Genomic DNA, 23,528 nt, shown 5'->3' with positions numbered 1-23,528 from the left:
AGGATTCGTGCGGCAGCCTTGGATTCGAAGCCTAAATAATCAAGTCAGAATTTGACATTCCCCTGCTAGCACGAGCTTATAGCTCTTGCTCTGCAAGGCAAGAATAAAAAAACAACATACACCAATTCAATTATGCCAAGAAAGAAAAAACGAATTAAGAACAAGAGTATTGGTAGGAATAGTAAATCGAAAACAATATCAAATGACTATAAAATTGTTATAGTTCTTATGGTTTTATCAATTCTCATTTACACATTCTATGATATCATCACAATAGGAAACGACAATAGGCACTTCTTATACGTTTTTATTCTGCCAATAATAGTTGGAATGATCATTTTAGGGATATCAAGATTTAAAAAAATAGAAAAGACACTTTCCGAAGCAAATCATTTTTTTATAAAAATAACCTTAGCTTGTATTCTCATCTTAAAAGGGTTTTTCATATCCTGCTTAAGCTTTGGATTAGTAGCTAATATTATTTGGGTCAAATTAAATAAGAGCAGAATCAAAAAAAAACCTACTGAAATAGTTAATTGTCAAATAACAAAGCTTGTTCCTGGTCATAGTCGAACTTCACCAAGTGTTCATTTCTATTTCCAGAAACATGAAACAAGCATAAAAATTAATCACAAAACATATGGAAAATACTTTGATACAGATCCTAAACTCCTAGATATCAATTTAACATTAAGAGAAGGTATCTGGAACAACTATATTGTTGATAAATGGGAAGTTAATAAAATGTCCAATACACAGTAGAATTGTATACAGTGCAAAAGCAATAGCCACGCTTCCCCCTGCTAGCAAGAGCTTGTAGCTCGTGCTCCACAAACAAAAAGCCACCTCACGGTGGCTTTCTTCATCTTAGTAAATTTTAAAAGTACTTTTAGAGTAGAGCATCAATAAACTCGGCAGCATTACCCTTTTCCAATGCTTTAATAAAAGCCGTTCCAATAATGGCACCATCAGAAAAACTTGATGCGTGCTGAAAACTTTGCTTGTCTCTAATTCCAAAACCAATTAAGGAAGGAATATCCAAACTGGCTACCTTTTTAAAGTAATCTTCTCGCTCCTTGCTTTGCTCTACTGCACCACCCGTGGTAGCCGATGTAGAAACCATGTATAGGAAACCTTTGGCAGCCTTTTCAATTTTCACCATTCGTTCGTCGGTTGTTTCTGGTGTAACCAACAAAACATGATACACACCGTGCGCCTCAAACTTTGCTTTGTATTCCTCTTCGTATTCTTCCAATGGCAAATCTGGCAATATCACCCCATCGATACCGCAAGCTTGGCAATCAGCCAAAAATGCATCAACACCATATTTAAATACCACATTCCAATAACCCATTAAAATTAAAGGCATTGTAATGGTTTTGCGTGCATCTTTTAGCTGACTAAACAACTTCTTTAAGCTCATTCCATTGTCGAGCGCTTGTTTTGCCGCTAATTGAATTACAGGCCCATCTGCCAAAGGATCAGAAAAAGGAATTCCTATTTCCACCAAATCAACGCCTTTGTCTTGCAAAAGCTGTAAGGTTGGAATGGTATCTTCCAGGTTTGGGTATCCGGCCGGAAAGTAGATCGATAAGATATCCTTTCCTTTATTTTGAAATAATTGATCTATTCTATTCATTGTTACGTTTGTTAGAGACGTACAGCAGTGCGTCTTTACAGATTATTCATATAAGTTTCCATATCCTTATCGCCTCTTCCCGATAAATTCAGGACAACCACATCATCCTTGGTAAATTTCATCTTTTCCAAAGCAGCCAATGCGTGTGCCGATTCCAAAGCAGGAATAATTCCCTCTGTTTTTGCCAACACCATTGCAGCATCCAGTGCTTCCTGATCAGTAACCGATAAAAACTGTGCTCTACCCGATTCTGCTAAATGTGCATGCAGCGGACCAACACCAGGATAATCTAAACCTGCTGAAATTGAGTATGGTTCAATGATTTGACCATCATCATCTTGCATAAGCAAGGTTTTGCTACCATGAATAAAACCAACATCGCCAATGGTTATTGTTGCAGCCGTTTCGCCACTATCAACACCCATACCAGAAGCTTCAACTGCTACCAGATTCACTTCCTTTTCATCCAGAAAATGATAGAAAGCACCTGCTGCATTGCTACCACCACCTACGCAAGCAATCACGCAATCAGGATTTTGTTTATCCTGTTCTTTTACGAGTTGTTCTTTTATTTCTTCAGAAATTATCGATTGTAATCGACTAACCATATCCGGATAAGGATGTGGACCAACTACCGAGCCAATTAGGTAAAAGGAGTGAGGATTCGCAATCCAATCACGAATGGCCTCGTTGGTTGCATCTTTAAGAGTTTGATTTCCCGATGTAGCAGGAATGACGGTAGCACCTAGCATTTGCATACGAGCCACATTGGGTGCTTGTCTTTCCACATCGAGTGCACCCATATGAACGACACATTCGAGCCCGAAAAGAGCACATACAGTTGCAGTTGCTACCCCATGTTGTCCTGCTCCAGTTTCAGCAATTATCCTTTTTTTACCTAGGTGTTTTGCCAAAAGAATTTGCCCAATAGTATTGTTAATTTTGTGAGCGCCAGTGTGGTTCAGATCTTCACGCTTTAAATAGATATTGGTACCAAATCGTTTCGATAAATTCTCTACTTTCGTAAGTGGCGTAGGTCTTCCCACATAATTATCCAACAAACGTGCATAATCCTTCTGAAATTGCTCCGAGCTTAATATCTTCAGATAATTTTCTCGCAATTCATCTACATTTGCACGCATTAATTCTGGAATATAAGCACCACCAAACTGTCCATAGTACCCACGATCATTTACTGCGTATTTATTATCACTCATCTTCTTTTCTCTTACTGATTTTACAAACTCTTTTACCAAGCCAACTTTCTTTACTGCCGGGCTTTCCTCAAATCCTGAATTAACATCAACACCAATTAACTTGGGATGCTGAAATTCTTTTACTGCCTCTACATCGTCAATTCCAATTCCGCCACTTAAAAAGAAAGCGGTTTCTCCTTTGTACTTTTCTAAGATTTGCCAATTGAACTTTTTACCACTTCCTCCATAAGATTCTGATTTGGTATCAAATAGAAAATAATCACATTTTTTATGATAGGATTCCAATTGCTCAAATTGAAATGACTCATTCAATTGAAATGCCTTAAACACCTCTAAGCCTGAATCTTTAATTGTTTTACACACATTTGGTGTTTCGTCACCATGCAACTGAATTACATCCAGTCTATATTTCTCTGCTAATAGTAGAATCTTTTCCACCGATTCATTCACAAAAACACCAACTTTTCGGATATCAGAAGGAATCGATTTTAGAATATCTGCATCGAAATCGTCCCCAACAAAGCGTGCTGATTTTGAATAATAGATAAAGCCCATGTAGTCCAATGGTAATTCCATCAGCTCTTTAAGATTATCTTTATCGCGCAGACCGCAAACTTTAATTTTCAAATGCTCCGTCATCATTTCTCAATTATATTGCTGCAACAATTTCTTTAATAAAAGACTTGCATGTATCTCCAGGAGAATCCATCTTCATAAAATGCTCTCCCATTAAAAATGCCTGAAATCCATTCTCTCTCATGTCTTTCACAACCTCTGGGCTATCCAAACCACTCTCTGCCACTCGAATCATATCTTCAGGTAATCTCTTTGCCAAACGAATTGATCGTTCTGTGTCTACGGAGAAATCCTTTAGGTTTCGATTGTTGATTCCAACCAAATCCACAAACTTGTTTACATGCTTCAACTCCGCATCATCATGAAGTTCCAATAAAACTTCCATTCCCAAATCTTTTGCTATAAAAGCAAAATCTTTGCATCGTTGCGGTGTTAAAATGGCTGCAATCAGTAGAATTACATCTGCTCCCATTGCTTTCGATTGATAAATCTGATAAGAATCTACAATAAACTCTTTTCTCAACAAGGGAATGTTTAATGTTTCTCTGGCACTTGCAAAATCACTTGCCTTTGCACCAAAAAATTTCTCGTCGGTCAACACAGAAACCATAGAAGCTCCCGCCTCTTCGTAATCTTTTACAACATCTGCTGGCTTAGCTGTTCCGTTAATCACTCCTTTAGAAGGCGATTGACGTTTAAATTCAGCGATCACACCCGATGCACCTTGTTTGCTAATTGATTCCTTTGCCGAATAGCATTTGCGCTTGAAATTCTCACACTCCATCAATTGGAAAATTGGCGTTTGCTCTTTCTGAACGGCAACCTCAGCCAACTTTTGCTGAACAATCTTGTCTAATATATTTTGCTTTGCACTCATGCTTAGTTTCTCTTTGTCAGTTTTTGTAATACTTGGTAAGATTTACCCGAAAGCAATGCTTCTTCTGCTCTTCCAATGGCATCTGCTCTACTTATTTCTGGATGCAAACAATGAATTGCCAAGCCTGCATTAATCGTAACTACAGCATTTTGAGCTTCAGTTCCCTTACCGTTCAAAATATCTACAAATATTTTCGCTGCTTCTTCCACCGTTTCGCCACCATACAATTCTTCAGGGCTCAACTTTCTTTTCCCAAATGCCTCAGGTTCTAATAATTCTTCCATCTGATTACCAATCAGCTTCACCTTACCCGTTAAGGAAACCTCATCGTAACCATCAATGCCATGAATTACCGTAAAATTAGAATCCGTTTCTTGCAATAGGTATTGATACAAGCGAGCCAATTCCAAATCAAACACGCCCACAATCTGATTCTTTGGTCGCGATGGATTTACCAATGGCCCCAACATATTAAAGAAGGTTCTTACACCCAAATCTCTACGGATCGGTGCAATATTCTTCATTGCTGGATTAAACAAGGGAGCATGTAAAAAGCAAATTCCTGCCTCATCCAAATCTCTTTTCAGGTCTTCTTCCTTATTTTTAAACTGATATCCCAAATGCTCAATTACATTGGATGATCCACAAAAAGAAGATACGCCATAATTTCCATGTTTGGTAACTTTTTCTCCTGCTCCAGCCACCACAAAAGAGGCTAAAGTTGAGATGTTGAAGGTATTTTTCCCATCGCCACCAGTACCGCATAAATCAACGCCATTGTATTCCGATAGATCTACAGGAATACAAAGCTCTAAAAGTGCTTCTCTAAAGCCAGTCAACTCCTCAACGGTAATGCTTCGCATCATAAATACAGTAAGAAAAGAAGTAATCTGAAACTCGTTAAAATTTCCCTTTGTAATTTGAATCAAAACCTCTTTGGCTTCGTCCTTTTTTAAGGTTTTGTGTTCAAATAAATGATGTAATATATTGCGCATTCTGTTTTTTTTTATTTCTTATTAGCAATCAGCTTTCAGCTCTTGGCAGACAGCTTTTTTTTACTTGAGACTTGTTACTTTTAGCTTGGAACTTATCCTTTCAGCCAATTTTCAATCATTTTCATTCCTTCAGGAGTTAAAACCGATTCCGGATGAAATTGAACTCCCTGCACATCATATTCCTTATGGCGAATTCCCATAATCTGTCCTTCTGAATCTTCACAAGTAATTGTCAAACATTCTGGTAAATCTTCCTTCACCACATTCCAAGAATGGTATCTTCCTGCTTGAAACTCTTTCTCCAATCCTTGCAAAACGCCTTGATCATCATCCGTTCTAAAAACCGAAGTCGCAACTCCGTGATAAACTTTATCTAAATTTTCGATGCTACCACCAAAGACTTCGGCAATTGCCTGTTCTCCCAAACAAACACCTAATATCGACTTTGTTGCAGCATATTCCTTAATCACATCTTTTAAAATTCCAGCCTCGTCAGGAATCCCTGGGCCAGGTGATAATAAGATCTTATCATACTTCGCTACATCCTTCAATTCGATTTCTCGATTACGATGCACTTCAACATCCTTGGCTCCCAACTTACGCAAGTATTCCACCAAATTATAGGTGAAGGAATCGTAATTATCTAATACCAATATCTTCATATCCTATATGTTTACAGCGATAGCCAGTGCTTTACGCAAGGCTGCTAATTTGTTACTCACTTCGTTTAATTCACTCTCTTCGCTAGATTTTTCGACCACTCCTGCTCCTGCCTGAAAATACAAATGGTTGTCTTTACTCATAAAGCTTCGAATCATGATGGCTTGGTTTACTTCTCCATTGAAACCCAATGCACCAATGCAACCACCATAAAATCCTCTGGCAGTTGGTTCGTATTTATCAATCAGTTCCATTGCACGATATTTTGGTGCCCCTGATAAGGTTCCTGCAGGAAAGGTATCGCCCATTAATTGGAATGGATTGTAATCTTTTGGCAACTCTCCAGATACCTTCGAAACCAAGTGAATTACATGAGAGAAATATTGCACTTCACAGAATGTCTCTACTTTGATATTTGTTGCATCCCGACTCAAGTCATTTCTAGCCAAATCAACCAACATCACATGTTCTGCCTGTTCTTTTTCATCCTTCAGCAACTCCTTTGCCAATTCAGCATCTTTAACTGCATCGCCAGTTCTTTTGAACGTACCCGCAATTGGATGAATGTAAGCCTTGTCGTTCTTGATTTCTATTTGCGCTTCAGGTGAAGAACCCATAATTCGGTACGATCCGTAATCAAAATAAAACAAATAAGGTGACGGATTAACCGATCGTAAAGCACGATACAAATTAAAATCATCACCCTTGTATTTTTGAGAAAACTGACGCGAAAGAACGATCTGAAATACATCGCCTCTTTTACAGTGCTGCTTTCCTTTTGTCACCAAATTCTTGTAAGTTTCATCATCCATATTGGATTGCTCCTCACCTTCTAAGGAAAAAGTAAAAGCAGGTAAGTTTCTATTTCTCAACAAATCAGAAACTTCTCTAATTCTTGACTCTTCACCATTCTTTACCAGTTCAATAATCTTCAAAGTATTGTTAAAATGATTTACCTCGATGATAAAGCGATAAAGCGAATAACACATTTGTGGAATTCCCGATTGCTTCTTTTCCAAGTTAAAATCAAGATCCTCAAAATAGGGAACCGCATCAAACGTCGTATATCCAAATAAAGCATTTGCCTTCGGAACATTTTCCTTTTCTTCCAAATCAAACTGATTTACAAAATCCTTCAGCTTACCAGAAACGAAACGTTTTCCTTTTCCTCTAGCATTGCAGATTTCCTTTTTGCCTTCTACCTCTTCAATCAATTCACCATCTTTCAAGGTGATACTAGCAATAGGGTCTAGAGCGATAAATGAGCTTGCATTTTCCGGACTGTGGTAATCCGAACTTTCCAATAAAATTGCACCCGAAAATCGGTCACGCAATTTGATATACATACTAACCGGTGTGATCACATCGGCAAGCATTTCTTTTTTCAGGTACTTAAATTTTATCATTTGGCTAATAGTTAGATTCGATTCAAAAAAAAAGCGGCCTACTGAGATCAGTAGGCCGCTTGCTTTTTAGTTTTATATTTTTTGGAACTAAAATTTGCACATACGGAGGACACTTCCACTCATGTTGTTTGAGAGATTACAGAACTGCCACCACCAATATTTGCATTTCATTCCTTGCATAATTTTGCTTTTTGCTTCCTACAAATCTAAATAATATTTTTGCCAATTACCAAATCGCATTTCAAAAAACAGGACAAATAGCATCTACCAAACAAGCCTAAAGCCCTCTATTTGTAAGCATTCTAAACACTTTTATTTTTTTTGAATTATTTTAAAACAGCCTTACAAACCCATTTAAAAACACAAGCACCTTAAAATTCAAGGGGTGATTCCTAAAAAGATCTATTTTATTTCATTCCACCCCTATTTTTATCCACCCACCAAAAATTAACTATTTTCAAATAAAATTACTTTATCTCTAAAACACCAGTATTTTCAACACTTACAGCCTTATTTCAACACATTACTCAAACGTTACCATTTCGTTAAGAATAAAAAAGAGATTTGCATGCTAAGAAATTATTCATACATTTGAATCAGATAACAATGAAACAATTGATATTAACGATGAAAACATTCAGCACTTACTTTTATTATTTCTGGTATTTCTATTATCCACAACGATAAGAGCAAGAATTGATATGTATAAATCGAACAGATACATTTAAAGGTCTTGCCCAACAGGTAAGACCTTTTTTTATACAACATTACAAGATGAACAATACAGGATTGGCATTTCGATATTATTATTTTTATTTCTGGTACAACAACGACCGGGCAGGATGCCTTATACCTAATTTTAAATAAAAAGTATAAAAATATCCTGCTCCTAACGAGCGGGATTTTTTTTTAGATATAACCAAGATTTTAACCACAAGAATAATGATTAAACCAGCAAACAGAACCCAAGGAGTTAAGGAGTACTACTTCTCAGTTAAACTGAAGGAGATAGCACGTTTGAACGAGGGGGAAGTAAAAGTTCTAAACCTAGGAATAGGTGATCCGGATATGTCTCCTTCGGAAGACACATGGAATATGCTTAAAGAAGCTTGTGCTCATCCAAAGAGTCATGGATACCAATCATACCAAGGAATTCCTGCATTGCGTGAAGGATTCTCGAAATGGTACAAGACTTTCTTCGATGTAGATTTAAATCCGGCCAACGAGATTTTACCCTTAATGGGATCTAAAGAAGGAATCATGATTACTTCATTGGCTTATTTGAACGAGGGTGATGAGGTTTTAATTCCAAATCCATCCTATCCTACTTACACATCTGTAACAAATTTGCTTGGTGGAAAAATCGTTTCTTATCCATTGGTTGAAGAAAACAATTATCATCCTGATTTCGAAGCTCTTGAAAAAAGAGATTTAAGCAAGGTGAAAATCATGTGGATCAATTACCCACACATGCCTACCGGAGCAAGAGCAAGTAAAGAATTACTGGAAAAAGTGGTTGCTTTTGGTAGAAAACATCAAATCTTGATTGTAAATGACAATCCATATAGCTTTATCCTTAACGATACTCCTATGAGCATTATGAGTATTGATGGAGCAAAAGATTGTTGCATTGAGTTGAATTCTCTTAGCAAATCGCACAACATGCCAGGTTGGAGAGTTGGAATGATTTGTGGAAAGCCTGAATTGTTAGAACCTGTATTGAAAGTAAAAACCAATATGGATTCTGGAATGTTTTATCCAGTTCAGCAAGCGGCAATCAAAGCACTATCACATGACAAAAGCTGGTACGACTCTATTAACGAAGTATACAAGATCAGAAGAGAATTGGTATTTAAACTGATGAATTTGATTGAATGTACGCCAAGAGAAGATCAAGGAGGAATGTTTGTATGGGCCGCAATTCCAAGCAAATATAAAGATTGCTACGAACTGAGTGACAAAATTCTAAACGAATCGAAAGTGTTTATTACACCAGGAGGAATATTTGGAGATCAGGGAAATAAATACATCCGAATTTCATTGTGCAGCAGCGAAGCAGTAATTCAGGAAGCAATAGATAGAATTAAAGAGAACTAGAACAGAAAATTTCGAAACAATGATACTATCAGTAATAGGATTAGGATTAATTGGAGGGTCGATAGCTCTTGATTTGAAAAAAAGAGGATTCGTTAGCAAGGTGATTGGTGTTGATAACAATACCCTAAATGCCCATGCCGCTAAAAAACTTGGCTTAGTAGATGAGCTAATGAATCTGGACTCAGCAGTAAAAGCTTCTGATTTGGTTGTTTTAGCGATACCTGTTGATGCTTGTTTAACATTATTGCCACAGGTTATGGATTTAGTTGATCAGCAAATTGTAACTGATTTAGGATCTACAAAAGAGCAATTGATTGATTCTTTAATAAATCATCCGAAAAGAAAACAATTTGTGCCAGCTCACCCAATGGCGGGAACGGAATTTTCTGGTCCACAGGCAGCACATTCTGGATTATTTGATGGAAAATGTTCTATCATCTGTAATCCTGAAGATTCAGATAAAAAAGCCGTGAATATCGTAACTGAGATGTTTCACGCACTTAAAATGAGATGTGTTTATATGGACGCTGAAGTTCATGACAGACAAACGGCTTACGTTTCACATCTATCTCACATTAGTGCATTTGCCCTTTCGTTAACGGTATTGCATAAAGAGAAAAAAGACAAGCACATTTTTGAATTGGCTAGTGGTGGATTTGATTCTACCGTACGTTTGGCAAAGAGTTCTGCTGAAATGTGGACACCAATTTTTAAGCAAAACAAAAAGCATGTTGGAAAAGTACTTCAAAAATACATCGATACACTTCAACAATTTAAAGACCTAATTGAAGAAGATGATTTGGATGGAATGAATGATTTGATTTATGAAGCCAATGATATTCGAAGAGTTCTTGATCAGAAAGAAAGAAATGAACAAGAAACCATCGAAAATTCTGATAAAATCAGAAACAGAGCATAAAATTTCAAGTAGAAAGGGACAAGTGAAAAAGGATAAAGAAAAAAGGAATTCACTTTAACAGGAATACGACGAAAAACGATACAAAATATCATCTAAGAAATAACCATATTTTTAATCACTCAGAAAAGAGTAAAAAAAACAGTATACAATGAAGAATTTGGAAATTAAGGATTTAAGCAGCTGGCCAGTTGAGCTTACTACCCGCCCTCTTGTAATCGGTGGACCGTGTAGTGCAGAAACAGAGGAACAAGTATTAGACGCAGCAAGAGGAATTAAAGCTGCAGGAATTCCTATATTTCGCGCTGGAATTTGGAAACCACGTACTCGCCCGAATAGTTTCGAAGGAATTGGAGCAAAAGGTTTAATCTGGCTACAAAAAGTAAAAGAAGAAACCGGATTGATCACCGCAACTGAAGTAGCGAACGCACGTCACGTTGAATTAGCCTTAGGAGCTGGTGTTGATATTCTTTGGATTGGCGCAAGAACCACAGTTAATCCATTTGCTGTACAAGAAATTGCAGACGCTTTACGCGGACATGATATTCCTGTCTTGGTGAAAAACCCAATTAATCCTGACCTTGAGTTATGGATGGGAGCAATTGAAAGACTTCACGCGGTTGGATTAACAAGATTAGCTGCTATTCACCGTGGATTCTCAACTTACCAGAAGTTGAAATACAGAAATGATCCTCAATGGCAAATTCCAATTGAATTGAAAAGAAGAATGCCACAACTTCCTATCTTTTGTGATCCTAGCCACATTACTGGTGATCGCGATTTATTAGAGGAAGTGACTCAAAAATCAATGGACCTAAACTACGAAGGTTTAATTATTGAATCGCATTGCAAGCCTGAAGAAGCTTGGAGTGATGCTAAACAACAATTAACACCAGTAGCGCTTAAAGAACTTTTAGCTAACTTAGTTCTTCGTGATCCTGAAGCAGGAAACGAATTGGTTGACAATACACTTGGAGAATTAAGACACCTTATTGATGATTTCGATCAGAAATTGCTTGAGCTTTTGGAAAATCGTATGCAAGTAGCCAAAACAATTGGTCATTATAAGAAAGAGAACAACATCACCGTTTTACAGAACAAAAGATGGGGTTCTATTCTTGAAAAGAGTATGGTAAATGGTAAAAAGAAAGGCTTCAGTGAGCAATTCATTAACAGCTTATTCAAAGCCATTCACCAGGAATCAATCAACCAGCAGGAAGATATCATGAACTCATAATATTAGAATTGAGATATTAGACGTGAGAAATGAGAATTTCTTTCTCTCATCTAATATCTCTTCTCTCAAATCTCTATAGAAAAATGAAAACCATACACATCAAGAAACAAAACAGCAGCATTTTTGTAGGCGAATCTTATTTGAACGTAAAAAACCATTTGCCAGAGAAAAAGTGCATTTTGATTTGTGATGAGAACATCTATCAACATTATTCTGAATTCATCAACCAATTCGATTACATCATAATGGGTTGTGGAGAAGGAAATAAAAACTGGCAAACGATCGAAAAGATAATCGATCAATTGCTTGAAAAAGGTGCCGATAGAAATACATTCTTACTAGGAATGGGTGGTGGTTTGGTTTCTGATGTAACTGGTTTTGTTGCATCCATTTTCATGCGAGGTCTTGAGTTTGGCTTTATCAGCACATCTCTTCTATCTCAAGTAGATGCAAGTGTAGGGGGTAAAAATGGCGTCAATTTTGGCAAGCTAAAAAACATGATTGGCATTTTCAATCCTCCTAAATTTGTGATTTGTGATCCTGTATTGCTTCAAACCTTACCTAAACGTGAAGTACGAAGTGGATTTGGTGAAGTAATCAAACATGCATTTATTAAGGATGAGCAACTTTATCACTTTCTAAAGGAGAATAAAGATGCATTGCTAAATCTTGACTCTGAATTAATGGAAGATTTGGTGTTTAGAGCCGTTTCAATTAAAACAGAAGTTGTTGAAGGCGATCCATTTGAAAAAGGTGAGCGAAAGAAACTAAATTTTGGTCACACCATAGGTCATGCCATTGAAAACAATTCTGATTTAACACATGGAGAAGCCATTTCGGTTGGTATGATATTAGCTGCCGAATTATCTGTTGAAATGTGCAATTTGAACAGTGCTGATTCAGAAAAAATTAGCAGTTTATTAACTGATTTTGAACTGCCTTTAAACCACAATGTTTCTGCGGAAACCATTAACCAATATTTAATCAAGGACAAAAAGAAAAACAGGTCAACAATTGACTTTATTCTACTCAAAAAAATTGGAGAAGCTAGCATTGTTACGATTCCAATTGATGAACTAAAAACCAAAGTAATTGGTCTTTGTGCCAAACCCAAAACAGCCCAATAAAACCACAAATTATGAGAGTTCGAATCCAAGCCTCAACAATTAAAGGAAAACTAACCCCTCCTTCTTCAAAAAGTATGATGCAAAGAGCTTTGGCAGCAGCAATGTTAGCCAAAGGCACATCCATTATTCACAATCCATGTAAATGTGAAGACGCTGAAGCCGCTACTGATATCATTCAGCGAATGGGATCAGAGGTGAATAAGCAAGATACAGCACTTCAAGTCATTTCCTCTGAAGGAGTAGCTCCAGAAATTATCAATGTAGGAGAATCTGGTTTATCTCTAAGGATGTTCTCTCCAATTGTTGCCTTAAATCCTGCAAAGACAGAGATTAATGGCCGAGGAAGCATTCTAAAAAGACCAATCCACAACATTTTAGAAGGGTTGGAAAATCTAGGAATAGAATGTGAAAACACAGGAAAAGGATTTTTACCAATTCAGCTACAAAGTGGTTACAAAAGCAATTTCGCTAAAATTGACGGATCACTGGGATCTCAATTCCTAACCGGATTGTTAATGGCTTTACCTTGCCGCGCAGAGGATACCACACTAAAGGTGAACAACTTGAAGAGTATTCCTTACATCAACATGACCATCGATTTGTTAAAAGATTTTGGCATTGAGATAACACATGAAGATTACAAGACCTTTGCAATTAAAGGAAATCAAAAATACAAACCTACAGAATATACTATTGAGGCCGATTGGAGCTCTGCTGCTCCCCTTCTTGTTGCTGGAGCAATAAAAGGAAGTGTGAGTTTAGAGCACATGAATCAAAATTCTTATCAAGCAGATAAAGAAATTCTGACAGCGCTAAAAAAATGTGGTGCTTCTATTAAATGGGAAGGCAACACCTTAAGTGTAGAGAAAAAAGGCTTAAATGCTTTTGATTTTGATGCAACTCATTGTCCTGATTTGTTTCCTCCATTGGTAGCTCTTGCGGCAAATTGCAATGGCGAAACAAGAATAAAAGGAGTTCACAGATTGGAGCACAAAGAGAGTAATCGTGGCATTGTATTGCAAAAAGAATTTGCGAAATTGGGTGTTCCAATTCGAATCGAAGAAGACGAAATGATAATCCCAGGCGGAAGATTACGTGGCGGCTTAGCCAATAGCAATAACGATCATCGCATTGCAATGGCATTGGCTGTAGCTGGATTATCATCACTTAATCCTGTTGAAATTGGACAGCACGAATGTGTAGCAAAATCATACCCTGATTTCTTTACTGATTTACGAAAAATTGGTGGTGGTGTGGCTCAATTCTATTTCAAGAGTCAATTTGTTTAAAGAAAATATAAAATGATAATAGTTAGTTCCTGCTTGGCAGGATGTGAGTGCAGATACGATGGCAAAAGCAATGAAGTGCCAGAAATAAAACAGATGGTACTTGAAAACAAAGCAATTGCCCTTTGTCCTGAAGAATTAGGAGGATTATCTACACCACGAATTCCGTGTGAGATTGTATTGAAAAACAATGAGCGAAAAGTAATTGGTCAGGATCAAAATGATTATACCCAAGAATTTTCGAAAGGTGCAAAAATATTTTCGAATGTAGCCAAAGCTTTGAATGCTAAAATGGTGATTTTAAAAGCCAATAGTCCATCCTGTGGATATGGAAACATTTACGATGGTAGCTATACAAGAACACTAACAAAAGGAAATGGTTTTACTGCCGAAAGACTATTAGAGATGGACATTGAAATTTTCAACGAAACAAATTTCCATACGATTATCAAATAAGGAAGTAAATTGCAAAGCGATTTAAAATAATTAATTTTAGTACGAATAACAGATTGTGGAGATTAGCTGTAAAGCTTTCCCTTATCTCATACCTCTATACAAATGAATAATTTCGGAAGAATTTTCAAAATCAGCATATTCGGAGAATCTCACGGTAAAGGTGTTGGCATCACAATTGATGGTTGCCCTTCCGGAATTTCTCTTACTGAAGAAGATTTATTACCTGATTTGAGTCGCCGTAAATCGGGCGCTAAAGGAACAACGCCGCGTATCGAGAAAGATTTACCAAACATTCTAAGCGGAACTTTTAAAGGTAAAACCACAGGTGCACCTATTATTATTCTATTTCATAATACCAATACGCAATCCAAGGATTATAGCAATTTGCTAGATACACCTCGCCCTGGTCATGCCGATTTTGTTGCTCAGCACAAGTTTGGCAAAAACAATGATTATACAGGTGGTGGTCATTTTTCTGGTAGAATAACATTGGGAATTGTTGCTGCTGGAACGGTTGCTAAAAAAATATTAGGCGATGTGAACATCGATGCCAAACTAACCGAAATTGGAGGTAAAACTGATTTTGATGCAGCCATTGAAGAAGCACTTCTTGAACACGATTCTATTGGTGGTATTGTAGAATGTAAAGCTAACAATCTTCCTATTGGATTAGGAGAACCATTTTTCGATTCGGTTGAGTCTATGATCTCTCATCTTGTGTTTGCAATTCCTGCAACCAAAGGAATTGAGTTCGGTTCAGGCTTTGATGCAGCTAAAATGACCGGATCGGAGCATAACGATAACATTCTATCGGCTGATGGAAAAACAGAAACCAATCACGCAGCAGGAATCAATGGTGGTATTACTAATGGAAACGAGATTGTGTTTAGAGTAGCTATTAAACCAACTTCTTCGATTGGTGTGAGTCAGAAAACTATGAATATCTCAACTTCTGAAATGGAAGATCTATTGATTGAAGGACGTCACGATGCATGTATTGCTCTTCGGGTTCCTGTTATTGTAGAAGCTGTAACAGCCATTGCCTTAGCAGATTTAAAACTATTAGACAAAGCACGAAAAGCATAAATTATCGTAGTTCGCTACAATAATATATTTCAATCAATTAAAAAAGAGATGTTGTTCGCAGCATCTCTTTTTTGCACTACAAATTTCTCCAATTCCAAATTAAGATTAACTCTTTACAGACTCCTCATTTTTCCGTAACTTATTACTTCCAATTGATTTTCAGAATATTAACTAAAATTAAACCGAACATGAAAAATAATGGAAATTTGCTGCGGATTTGTGGATATTTCTTCCTGTTTTGTTTTTTAGCAACAAAAATATCTGCTCAGGAACCTCAAATAAAAAAAAGAATTGCAGTTTTCGTTTTCGAAGACAAAACAGATAAAAGCTGGCGTTGGTGGAACAACAAGGGTGTTGGCGATGGAGTCAGCGATATGCTAACAACTGCGTTGGTAAAATCTGGAAACTACCGGGTAATTGAAAGAGCTGAAATTGATCGTATTTTAAACGAACAAGACTTTGGTCAAAGTGGTCGTGTAACCCAACAAAGTGCTGCTAAAATTGGAAGTGTATTGGGTGTAGAAATTGCCGTAATTGGTTCCGTATCCGAATTTGGCTATAAAAAAGGAGAAACTGGCGGTTCTATAAAAGGCTTGGGCATTGGTGTTTCCAATCAAGCAGCTACTGTAGGAGTAGATGTTCGCATGGTAAATACATCAACAGGAGAAATCATCACAGCTGAAAATGTGCGAAAGAAAAAATCGGCTAAAGGACTAAAGCTAAGAACCAATAAGCTCAATTTCAAGGATCGGAAAGACTTCGATGAATCCCTTGTTGGTAAGGCCGCAAGGGAAGCAATTGAAGACATCGTTTCGATGATAGATAACAGTGCCAACAACATTCCATGGCAGGCAAAAGTAATCACCGAAAAATCAGGAGTCGTTTTTATCAATTCGGGCAAAGCAGATGGTCTACAAGTTGGTGATGTGTTCTCGGTATATAGCAAAGGAGAGGACCTTATTGATCCTGACACAGGAATATCATTAGGAAGTGTTGATTCCAAGATTGGAGAGATTAAAATTACCGATGCTAGTATTGGAAATGGTAAAGCTTCTAAATGTTCAATTGTTCAAGGTTCTGGATTTGCGAAGGGTAATTTTGTTCGCCTAAAATAGGTTCTTCCATCGTCCATTCATAATTCAGCAATAAATAGTGTTAAATTCCATTAAATACAAAGCATAAAATCAGCTATTCAAGCCATTAATTGTATATTTATAGGGCAAAAACAAACAATAAACCGACTACTAATAATGATAGATTATTCAATGACAGTTGAAATGGACATAAGCATAAAAGCTTATGACATTGATGCGATGGGAATTGTGAGTAATATAACTTACATCCGCTGGTTCGAAGATTTACGTCATCTATTCCTTGACAAGCGTTATTCTTACGAAGAGATGATTGCAACAGGGATCTCCCCTATTCTAGTCAAAACTGAAGTTAACTACAAAGTACCGCTTACAATACATGATAAACCCAAAGGCTATTGTACCATTAAAAACTTAGGATCGAGTAAATGGGAAATGGAATTTGAGATTAAATCTGATGACGTACTTCATTGTAAAGGAAAGCAAGTTGGTTGCTTTTATAACCTTGAAAAGAAAAGGCCATCTCTTGTTCCAGAAAGATTATTAGAGGCTTACGAAAAAGCCAAAGAATATAGTTTGGTAGAATAAAACCTACAAACGGAAAACCACAAAATGATATTTTTGTGGTTTTCTTTTTGAAATTAATTCACCTTAAGAAAGCATTAGTTCCTTATTTCATAGACATCCTTTCCCTTTATAAAGTTCGAACTATTAATTGTATATTTATTTTCAACTTTATTGTTTATGAATAAAAAGATTAAATACATATCCCTCCTAAGAGGAATTAATGTTGGTGGAAAACGCAAGATTCTAATGGCTGATTTAAAAAATCTGTATACCAAGTTAGGCTTTACCAATTGCACCAGTTATATACAAAGTGGTAATGTAATTTTCGAATACAAAGAACAGCCTGCATCTGAATTAGCGAATAAAATAGAAGAAGCTGTAAAAAAAGAATATGGTTTTGATGTTCCCGTAATTGTAATAACAACAAATGAACTTCAAGAAGCAATTCAGATTAATCCATATACCGAAACGAAGGGTATTGAAAGCATTTGCCTCACCTTTCTAAACAAAAAACCAGAAGCAGACTTGATTAATAAAATCAGCAATTTGAATTTCTCTCCTGATGAATTTCAAATTAAAAATCAAAATGTGTTTATTTTTTGTCCAGGTCCTTATCACAAAACCAAATTAAGCAATCAGTTCTTTGAATCGAAGCTAGAAGTTCGTACAACTACGCGTAATTGGAAAACAGTTTTAAAACTTTTAGAATTATCCGAATAATCATCTGAAAATAGTCCAAAATTATGGCGAGTATTACATCTCTTAAAAATGAAAACCCAGATGCTATATACGAAGCATTTGCACAAGCCTTTAACGATTACGAAATTCAGCTAAGCAAAGAAGAATTCTTTCGCATGATGAGCAGAAGAGGCTTTGATCCATCACTTTCTTTTGCCGCCTATGAAAATGATAAAATTGTAGCTTTCACCTTAAACGGAATTGGAGAATTTAAGGGCATTAAAACTGCCTACGATACAGGAACTGGGACAATAAAAGAGTATCGTGGAAAAGGTCTTGCATCTGAAATATTTAAGTATTCCATCCCATATCTAAAAAGTTCAGAAATTGAACAATACTTACTGGAAGTATTGCAACACAATGAAAAAGCCGTTTCTATATATAAAAAATTGGGATTCGAAGTGAGTCGAGAATTTAACTACTTTGTGAAGGACAATTCTGAGTTGCAATTTGGCGCCAAGCAATTAAACCAGGGATATCAAGTAATTGACATTGATCTAAATAACACCAATTTAATGCTAGAATTTTGCGATTTCAATCCTTCTTGGCAAAATAGCTTTGAAGCAATATCCCGAAATCCATTAGATTTTAAAGCCATAGGTATTACCGACTCAGAAAGTTTAATCGGCTATTGTATTTTTGAGCCAAATTCTGGAGATATAAGCCAAATTGCTGTCGATAGAAGACATAGAAGAAAAGGAGTTGGAAACCATTTACTTTCCCAAATTCTAAAAAATAATAAACACAATTCCATTAAAATTATCAATACAGACGTAAGCTGTACCTCTATAACCAATTTTTTAAAAGCAAATTTTATAGACCCAATTGGCAAACAATTTGAAATGATTAAAAAATTGTAGAAAAAAGGAATTCGATAGCAATATTCAAAAATTACAACATATGTACATCTAGAAAATACCTATACTTATCGAAAAATCCATTTATTCCACTTATTTATCAATTTAATCCTCCTTAATTGTCACTCTTAATCTTATTTTTGGTGTCTTTAATAGAAACAACTTAAAACAACAAAGTATAATTACTCAATCATGAAAAGAAACTTACTCACACTCCTACTAGTAATTATAGGATTGGGCTTGTTTGCACAGGAAACACCTGTGACAAAGGCAAATTATGAATTAGCAGCACGCTTTTCGCCTACAAAATTGCGTGGTATGGTATTCTCTACATCGGTAAACCCGCATTGGTTAAAGAATGGAGAAAAATTTTGGTACACTTATCGCACATCCGAAGGACAAAAATACTATATAGTTGATCCTGTAAAGAATACGAAAAAGGAACTGTTTAATGGCGTAAAAATGGCTGCAGATATGAGTCGTCTTACTGGTGATCCATTCGATGCTCAACACATGTACATTAGCAAGCTTAAATTCATCAAAAATGAAAAAGCTCTTCAATTCCAGGTAAAAAGTAAATTGGTTGAAGAGGAAGAAAAGGATGAAGATGGAAACAAGCAAGAGGAGAAGAAAGATGACGAAAAGAAGGAAAAAGCTAAAAAGAAAATGGTAGCTAAAGTGTGGCATTTCCAGTACACAATAGCTTCTAAAAAGTTAATCCTTGTTGATGATTTCAAAAAACCACTTGAGCAAAAGAAATGGGCATCGGTTGCACCAAACCAAGAGTATGTGATTTTTGCTAAACAGCACAACCTTTGGTGGATGGATGCTGAAAACTACAAGAAAGCTCAGAAAAATGAGAAGGATTCTACTATTGTTGAACATCAATTAACAAAAGACGGTGTTGAGCACTATTGTTATGGAACCAATTCATACGGTAAAACCAACAGAGAGAAAGAAGAAGAAAAAGATAAGAGAAAAGAAGCTTACGTAACTTTTTCATCTGATTCTAAAAAATTCGCTACAGTTCGCGAAGACGAACGTAAAGTAAAAGATCTATGGGTAATCAATTCGGTTGCAAAAGGTCGTCCTACATTAGAGAGCTATAAATACCACATGGCTGGTGAGAAAGAAGCACCACAAACAGAGCTTATTGTTATCGATTGGGATACTAAAGAAACACTTAAAGTTAAGGCTGATGCTTTTAAAGATCAAACCATTTCTATTTTAAGAGCCCCTAGGCAAAAGCGTAATGAAGCTGATGATGTAAAATTCTCTAAATGGATTAATAAAGGTAGCGATATGCTTTATTTCAAGCGTACTAGCCGTGATATGAAACGTGTGGATTATTGTACAGCTAACACAAGTACCGGAGAAGTTAAAGTAATCATCGAAGAAAGATTGAATACTTACATCGAAACTCGTCCTTTAGTATCTATTAACAAGGGCAAAGAGTTCATTCAATGGTCAGAACGTGATGGATGGGCTCATTTCTATCTTTATGACAAAGCTGGTAAGCTTAAGAATCAAATCACTTCAGGAGCGTGGCATTGTGATAAAATTCAAGGTGTAGATGAAAAAAACAGAGTTCTTTATTTCACAGCGAATGGCCACGAAGAAGGTGAAGATCCATACTATTCACACCTATATCGTGTAAATTTTGATGGAACGGGCTTAAAACTTCTAAACAAAGGTAATTTCGATCACAAAGTAAACCTTAACGATCAAACCCATTACTTTGTGAACAACGCTTCAAGAGTTGATTCGGCTCCAGAATCGAAACTTTACGATTCTAAAGGAACCAAAATTATGGATTTGGAAACTGCTGATTTGTCAATTCTTTTTGAATCAGGATACAAATTTCCTGAAATCTTCACCGTAAAAGCTGGTGATGGTGTTACAGACATCTACGGTGTAATGTATAAGCCTTTCGATTTTGATCCAAACAAGAAATATCCGATTCTAACATACGTTTATCCAGGTCCTCAGACCGAGGCTGTTTACAAGAGTTTCTCAACTCGTATGGATAGAGCTGATCGAATGGCTCAACTTGGTTTTATTGTTGTAACTATGGGAAATAGAGGTGGTCATCCTGCCCGTTCTAAGTGGTATCACAACTACGGATATCAAAACATGAGAGACTACCCTCTATTGGATAAGAAAGTTGCCTTAGAACGTCTCGCTAATCGTCACGATTTTATTGACATCAACAAAGTTGGTATCTACGGACACTCTGGTGGCGGATTTATGTCAACTGCTGCCATGTTGGTTTATCCTGATTTCTTTAAAGTTGCTGTATCGGCAGCCGGAAATCATGATAATAATATTTATAACCGTTGGTGGAGTGAAACTCACCATGGTGTAAAAGAAGTGGTTAGCGAAAAGGGAGATACAACTTTCAAGTATAAGATTGACACCAATCCTAGTTTAGCTAAAAACTTAAAAGGAAAACTAATGATTGTAACAGGTGATATCGATGATAATGTTCATCCTGGTAACAGTATCAGAATGGCAAATGCTTTGATAAAAGCTAATAAGCGCTTCGATTTCTTCCTATATCCTGGGCAGCGTCATGGATTTGGAAATATGAGTGAGTATTCATTTTGGATTAGAAGTGAGTATTTCTGCAAGCATTTACTTGGAGACTTTAGACATGGAGCAGATTTCATTGAAATGCAAAATGAAAAGCCAAAGAACTAAGAGAATAATCTAATTAAATATAAATCCCGATTTACTTCTGTAGATCGGGATTTTTTGTGCACAATTGTTTTTTGCTGATTAATTCTTAAATTTAGTTTAAATTAAATTGAACAAAATATTACACTAAAAATCGAATATGAAATCCAATATTGAACTAATAGAAAATCCCTTATCTAAAATCATCTTGACATCGCCGCAAGCATCAATATTTTGCAGAATCATACTTCAATTCTTCACTGTTTTTTTCTTTGTTTTGCCAATCCTGTCAACTGTTGGCGCAATGCTATTAATTGGTGAATTATCTTTTGGATTCGTTATCTTTTATATCATGTTTGGATTATCAGGATACTATTTCCTACGCTTATTTCTATGGAATAAACATGGAAAAGAATTGATCTATTTAGAAAAAGAAAAAATAATATATGAAGCCGATTACAAATTTTTCAAAGACAATAAAACTGAAATTGACACTAAAACTTTAGCAGTTGAAATAAAGCAGCACAATGTTTCAAATGAAATATTTGGTACATTACTACTTAAAGATGAAGATCAATTTATTGATACAATTGTGCAAATTCCTTTACTTGAAATTGAATCTTTAAAAATAAAAATAGAGGAATTATATAATTTACCAGCCTAATTTCCTTAAATGAAAATAACAATTCTCCTTCTAACAACACTACTCACATTAATGAATAGTAAGTCTTTCAAGTCAGAACAAAAAAGATATCCGAGAGTTCGTGAGGCATATGCTGAAAAAGAACAAGGAATAAAAGATCTGTTGAAGAGCAAGAACATCAAAATAGAAAATTTAGAAGTGTATTTACGTGCTTTCAAGAATGATAAGAAAATTCAATTGTGGGGAAAGAATAAATGCGATCAAAAGTTTAAGCTAATTAAGGAGTACAAAATTTGCAGAAGCTCTGGAAGACTAGGACCAAAACGAAAACAAGGAGATTTTCAAGTTCCAGAAGGGTTTTACCATATCGACAGATTTAATCCCTACAGCAACTTCCACCTTTCTCTAGGCATTAATTATCCCAATACATCAGATAAAATACTTGGTGTAAAAGGTAAATTAGGCGGTGATATTTTTATTCATGGTTCATGCGTTACTATTGGCTGTATGCCTATAACCGATGATCAAATCAAGGAACTTTACCTGTTTTGCGTTGAGGCCAAAAACAATGGTCAGAATACAATTCCTGTAACTATTTTCCCTACTGTTTTGATTAAGAAGAATTACGATTTTTTACTTGAAAAATATAAGAGTGATAAAGACAAAACAGATCTCTGGAAAGAATTAAAACTGGCTTACGATCTGTTTAATAAGAATAAAACAATTCCTAAAATTCAATTTTTGAAAAATGGTGGACATTTGATTAGCAAATAATAAAGCACCCCTCTGTCCTTTGGACATCTCCCCTCAAAAAAGGGAGAAAGCTACATATTGTTTTTTCCCTTACAAGGGAAAATGTCTACAGACAAAAGGGTGAAATGTCAAAAAAAATGAAGTACCAAGAACTAAAAGAAATCAAGAATAAACTAAGAGCAAACACCACGAAATCGGAAGAGTTGTTATGGAAACATATCCGTAAGAGACAATTACTTGGCCGAAAATTTATTCGACAACATGTTATTGTTTATGAATCATACAATGATGAATATTTCTTTTTCATTCCTGATTTTTATTGCGATGCGGAAAAACTAGCTCTTGAATTGGATGGTAAAATTCATGATTTCACAAAAAATAAAGATGGCAAACGTGATGAGATCCTAAGAAGCCAAAGAATTCAGGTTATTCGTATCAAAAATGAGGAGCTTGATAATATTGAAAAAGTGAAAGAGAAAATTATTAGCAACTTTCAATTAGATAATAACAACCCAATATTTCATAGATAACCAAAGGAACACAAGAATATTCTAGTAAAATATAAATCCCGATTTACTTACGTAGATCGGGATTCTTTTGTCACACAAATATTGTACGCTATAGTTAA

At 35.9% G+C, this 23,528-nt stretch carries 22 protein-coding genes; 16 read left to right on the top strand and 6 right to left on the bottom strand.

The window, feature by feature from the left end; translation table 11 throughout:
* Positions 1 to 132: 132 nt before the first annotated feature.
* Positions 133 to 762, top strand: a complete 630-nt coding sequence (locus tag L3049_RS18755) for a hypothetical protein (protein WP_275111362.1) — start codon at positions 133 to 135, stop codon at positions 760 to 762.
* Positions 763 to 889: 127 nt separating this feature from the next.
* On the opposite strand, the gene trpA is transcribed toward L3049_RS18755, so the two are convergent.
* The 6 genes from trpA to L3049_RS18725 form a co-directional block, all read right to left on the bottom strand.
* Positions 890 to 1,639, bottom strand: coding sequence for a tryptophan synthase subunit alpha (trpA, locus tag L3049_RS18750; protein WP_275111361.1), 750 nt, complete (start codon positions 1,637 to 1,639; stop codon positions 890 to 892).
* A gap of 35 nt (positions 1,640 to 1,674) precedes the next feature.
* The gene (locus L3049_RS18745; protein ID WP_275111360.1) at positions 1,675 to 3,495 is read right to left on the bottom strand and encodes a bifunctional phosphoribosylanthranilate isomerase/tryptophan synthase subunit beta; all 1,821 of its coding nucleotides are present in this window, start codon (positions 3,493 to 3,495) and stop codon (positions 1,675 to 1,677) included.
* A gap of 10 nt (positions 3,496 to 3,505) precedes the next feature.
* Positions 3,506 to 4,309, bottom strand: coding sequence for an indole-3-glycerol phosphate synthase TrpC (gene trpC / locus L3049_RS18740; protein WP_275111359.1), 804 nt, complete (start codon positions 4,307 to 4,309; stop codon positions 3,506 to 3,508).
* A 2-nt stretch (positions 4,310 to 4,311) separates the two neighbouring features.
* Entirely contained in the window at positions 4,312 to 5,304 is a 993-nt protein-coding gene (trpD, locus tag L3049_RS18735) for an anthranilate phosphoribosyltransferase (RefSeq protein WP_275111358.1), read from the bottom strand.
* Between the two features lie 92 nt (positions 5,305 to 5,396).
* Complete coding sequence (locus L3049_RS18730; RefSeq protein WP_275111357.1) at positions 5,397 to 5,966, bottom strand: anthranilate synthase component II; 570 nt, start codon at positions 5,964 to 5,966, stop codon at positions 5,397 to 5,399.
* A gap of 3 nt (positions 5,967 to 5,969) precedes the next feature.
* Positions 5,970 to 7,370, bottom strand: coding sequence for an anthranilate synthase component I family protein (locus tag L3049_RS18725; RefSeq protein ID WP_275111356.1), 1,401 nt, complete (start codon positions 7,368 to 7,370; stop codon positions 5,970 to 5,972).
* Positions 7,371 to 8,312: 942 nt separating this feature from the next.
* Here L3049_RS18725 and L3049_RS18720 point away from each other — a divergent pair.
* The 15 genes from L3049_RS18720 to L3049_RS18650 all read left to right on the top strand — a co-directional run bounded on the left by L3049_RS18720 (position 8,313) and on the right by L3049_RS18650 (position 23,430).
* Positions 8,313 to 9,467 (top strand): pyridoxal phosphate-dependent aminotransferase, encoded by a 1,155-nt coding sequence (locus L3049_RS18720; protein WP_275111355.1) that lies wholly within the window; start codon positions 8,313 to 8,315, stop codon positions 9,465 to 9,467.
* On the top strand, positions 9,448 to 10,386 hold the full coding sequence (locus L3049_RS18715) for a prephenate dehydrogenase (RefSeq protein ID WP_275111411.1): 939 nt from the start codon (positions 9,448 to 9,450) through the stop codon (positions 10,384 to 10,386). Before L3049_RS18720 ends, L3049_RS18715 begins: the two co-directional genes overlap by 20 nt.
* Positions 10,387 to 10,534: 148 nt before the next feature.
* A complete protein-coding gene (locus tag L3049_RS18710) occupies positions 10,535 to 11,620 on the top strand; it encodes a bifunctional 3-deoxy-7-phosphoheptulonate synthase/chorismate mutase type II (RefSeq protein ID WP_275111354.1) in 1,086 nt (361 codons plus the stop codon).
* 83 nt (positions 11,621 to 11,703) lie between these two features.
* Positions 11,704 to 12,747 (top strand): 3-dehydroquinate synthase, encoded by a 1,044-nt coding sequence (gene aroB, locus L3049_RS18705; RefSeq protein ID WP_275111353.1) that lies wholly within the window; start codon positions 11,704 to 11,706, stop codon positions 12,745 to 12,747.
* Between the two features lie 11 nt (positions 12,748 to 12,758).
* Positions 12,759 to 14,036 carry a 3-phosphoshikimate 1-carboxyvinyltransferase gene (gene aroA / locus L3049_RS18700; RefSeq protein ID WP_275111352.1) on the top strand — a complete coding sequence of 426 codons (1,278 nt, stop codon included), beginning with the start codon at positions 12,759 to 12,761 and terminating at the stop codon, positions 14,034 to 14,036.
* 12 nt (positions 14,037 to 14,048) lie between these two features.
* Positions 14,049 to 14,489: a 2-thiouracil desulfurase family protein gene (locus L3049_RS18695; protein ID WP_275111351.1), complete on the top strand. Its 441-nt coding sequence runs from the start codon at positions 14,049 to 14,051 to the stop codon at positions 14,487 to 14,489.
* A 102-nt stretch (positions 14,490 to 14,591) separates the two neighbouring features.
* Positions 14,592 to 15,575, top strand: a complete 984-nt coding sequence (locus tag L3049_RS18690) for a chorismate synthase (RefSeq protein ID WP_275111350.1) — start codon at positions 14,592 to 14,594, stop codon at positions 15,573 to 15,575.
* Positions 15,576 to 15,763: 188 nt separating this feature from the next.
* Positions 15,764 to 16,690: a CsgG/HfaB family protein gene (locus tag L3049_RS18685; protein WP_275111349.1), complete on the top strand. Its 927-nt coding sequence runs from the start codon at positions 15,764 to 15,766 to the stop codon at positions 16,688 to 16,690.
* Between the two features lie 135 nt (positions 16,691 to 16,825).
* Positions 16,826 to 17,254: an acyl-CoA thioesterase gene (locus L3049_RS18680; RefSeq protein WP_275111348.1), complete on the top strand. Its 429-nt coding sequence runs from the start codon at positions 16,826 to 16,828 to the stop codon at positions 17,252 to 17,254.
* A 156-nt stretch (positions 17,255 to 17,410) separates the two neighbouring features.
* Positions 17,411 to 17,953 (top strand): DUF1697 domain-containing protein, encoded by a 543-nt coding sequence (locus tag L3049_RS18675; RefSeq protein ID WP_275111347.1) that lies wholly within the window; start codon positions 17,411 to 17,413, stop codon positions 17,951 to 17,953.
* A 23-nt stretch (positions 17,954 to 17,976) separates the two neighbouring features.
* Positions 17,977 to 18,831 (top strand): GNAT family N-acetyltransferase, encoded by an 855-nt coding sequence (locus L3049_RS18670; RefSeq protein WP_275111346.1) that lies wholly within the window; start codon positions 17,977 to 17,979, stop codon positions 18,829 to 18,831.
* Positions 18,832 to 19,020: 189 nt separating this feature from the next.
* Positions 19,021 to 21,528 carry a S9 family peptidase gene (locus L3049_RS18665; protein ID WP_275111345.1) on the top strand — a complete coding sequence of 836 codons (2,508 nt, stop codon included), beginning with the start codon at positions 19,021 to 19,023 and terminating at the stop codon, positions 21,526 to 21,528.
* 136 nt (positions 21,529 to 21,664) lie between these two features.
* Complete coding sequence (locus tag L3049_RS18660) at positions 21,665 to 22,168, top strand: hypothetical protein (RefSeq protein ID WP_275111344.1); 504 nt, start codon at positions 21,665 to 21,667, stop codon at positions 22,166 to 22,168.
* A gap of 9 nt (positions 22,169 to 22,177) precedes the next feature.
* Complete coding sequence (locus L3049_RS18655) at positions 22,178 to 22,921, top strand: L,D-transpeptidase family protein (protein WP_275111343.1); 744 nt, start codon at positions 22,178 to 22,180, stop codon at positions 22,919 to 22,921.
* A gap of 116 nt (positions 22,922 to 23,037) precedes the next feature.
* Positions 23,038 to 23,430: an endonuclease domain-containing protein gene (locus L3049_RS18650; RefSeq protein WP_275111342.1), complete on the top strand. Its 393-nt coding sequence runs from the start codon at positions 23,038 to 23,040 to the stop codon at positions 23,428 to 23,430.
* Positions 23,431 to 23,528: the final 98 nt, after the last annotated feature.

It is taken from the genome of Labilibaculum sp. DW002, assembly GCF_029029525.1.
GTDB classification, from domain to species: Bacteria; Bacteroidota; Bacteroidia; order Bacteroidales; family Marinifilaceae; genus Paralabilibaculum; species Paralabilibaculum antarcticum.
This window is presented reverse-complemented; position numbering and strand designations above follow the sequence as displayed.

Excerpts from the sequence above, each read along its gene's own strand:
- L3049_RS18655 (WP_275111343.1), top strand. The coding sequence starts at position 22,178 with ATGAAAATAACAATTCTCCTTCTAACAACACTACTCACATTAATGAAT.
- L3049_RS18675 (WP_275111347.1), top strand. The coding sequence starts at position 17,411 with ATGAATAAAAAGATTAAATACATATCCCTCCTAAGAGGAATTAATGTT.
- L3049_RS18725 (WP_275111356.1), bottom strand. The coding sequence starts at position 7,370 with ATGATAAAATTTAAGTACCTGAAAAAAGAAATGCTTGCCGATGTGATC.
- L3049_RS18650 (WP_275111342.1), top strand. The coding sequence starts at position 23,038 with ATGAAGTACCAAGAACTAAAAGAAATCAAGAATAAACTAAGAGCAAAC.
- trpC (WP_275111359.1), bottom strand. The coding sequence starts at position 4,309 with ATGAGTGCAAAGCAAAATATATTAGACAAGATTGTTCAGCAAAAGTTG.
- L3049_RS18745 (WP_275111360.1), bottom strand. The coding sequence starts at position 3,495 with ATGACGGAGCATTTGAAAATTAAAGTTTGCGGTCTGCGCGATAAAGAT.
- trpA (WP_275111361.1), bottom strand. The coding sequence starts at position 1,639 with ATGAATAGAATAGATCAATTATTTCAAAATAAAGGAAAGGATATCTTA.
- trpD (WP_275111358.1), bottom strand. The coding sequence starts at position 5,304 with ATGCGCAATATATTACATCATTTATTTGAACACAAAACCTTAAAAAAG.
- aroA (WP_275111352.1), top strand. The coding sequence starts at position 12,759 with ATGAGAGTTCGAATCCAAGCCTCAACAATTAAAGGAAAACTAACCCCT.
- L3049_RS18670 (WP_275111346.1), top strand. The coding sequence starts at position 17,977 with ATGGCGAGTATTACATCTCTTAAAAATGAAAACCCAGATGCTATATAC.
- L3049_RS18695 (WP_275111351.1), top strand. The coding sequence starts at position 14,049 with ATGATAATAGTTAGTTCCTGCTTGGCAGGATGTGAGTGCAGATACGAT.
- L3049_RS18720 (WP_275111355.1), top strand. The coding sequence starts at position 8,313 with ATGATTAAACCAGCAAACAGAACCCAAGGAGTTAAGGAGTACTACTTC.
- L3049_RS18730 (WP_275111357.1), bottom strand. The coding sequence starts at position 5,966 with ATGAAGATATTGGTATTAGATAATTACGATTCCTTCACCTATAATTTG.
- L3049_RS18690 (WP_275111350.1), top strand. The coding sequence starts at position 14,592 with ATGAATAATTTCGGAAGAATTTTCAAAATCAGCATATTCGGAGAATCT.
- L3049_RS18680 (WP_275111348.1), top strand. The coding sequence starts at position 16,826 with ATGATAGATTATTCAATGACAGTTGAAATGGACATAAGCATAAAAGCT.
- L3049_RS18710 (WP_275111354.1), top strand. The coding sequence starts at position 10,535 with ATGAAGAATTTGGAAATTAAGGATTTAAGCAGCTGGCCAGTTGAGCTT.
- L3049_RS18755 (WP_275111362.1), top strand. The coding sequence starts at position 133 with ATGCCAAGAAAGAAAAAACGAATTAAGAACAAGAGTATTGGTAGGAAT.
- aroB (WP_275111353.1), top strand. The coding sequence starts at position 11,704 with ATGAAAACCATACACATCAAGAAACAAAACAGCAGCATTTTTGTAGGC.
- L3049_RS18660 (WP_275111344.1), top strand. The coding sequence starts at position 21,665 with ATGAAATCCAATATTGAACTAATAGAAAATCCCTTATCTAAAATCATC.
- L3049_RS18665 (WP_275111345.1), top strand. The coding sequence starts at position 19,021 with ATGAAAAGAAACTTACTCACACTCCTACTAGTAATTATAGGATTGGGC.
- L3049_RS18685 (WP_275111349.1), top strand. The coding sequence starts at position 15,764 with ATGAAAAATAATGGAAATTTGCTGCGGATTTGTGGATATTTCTTCCTG.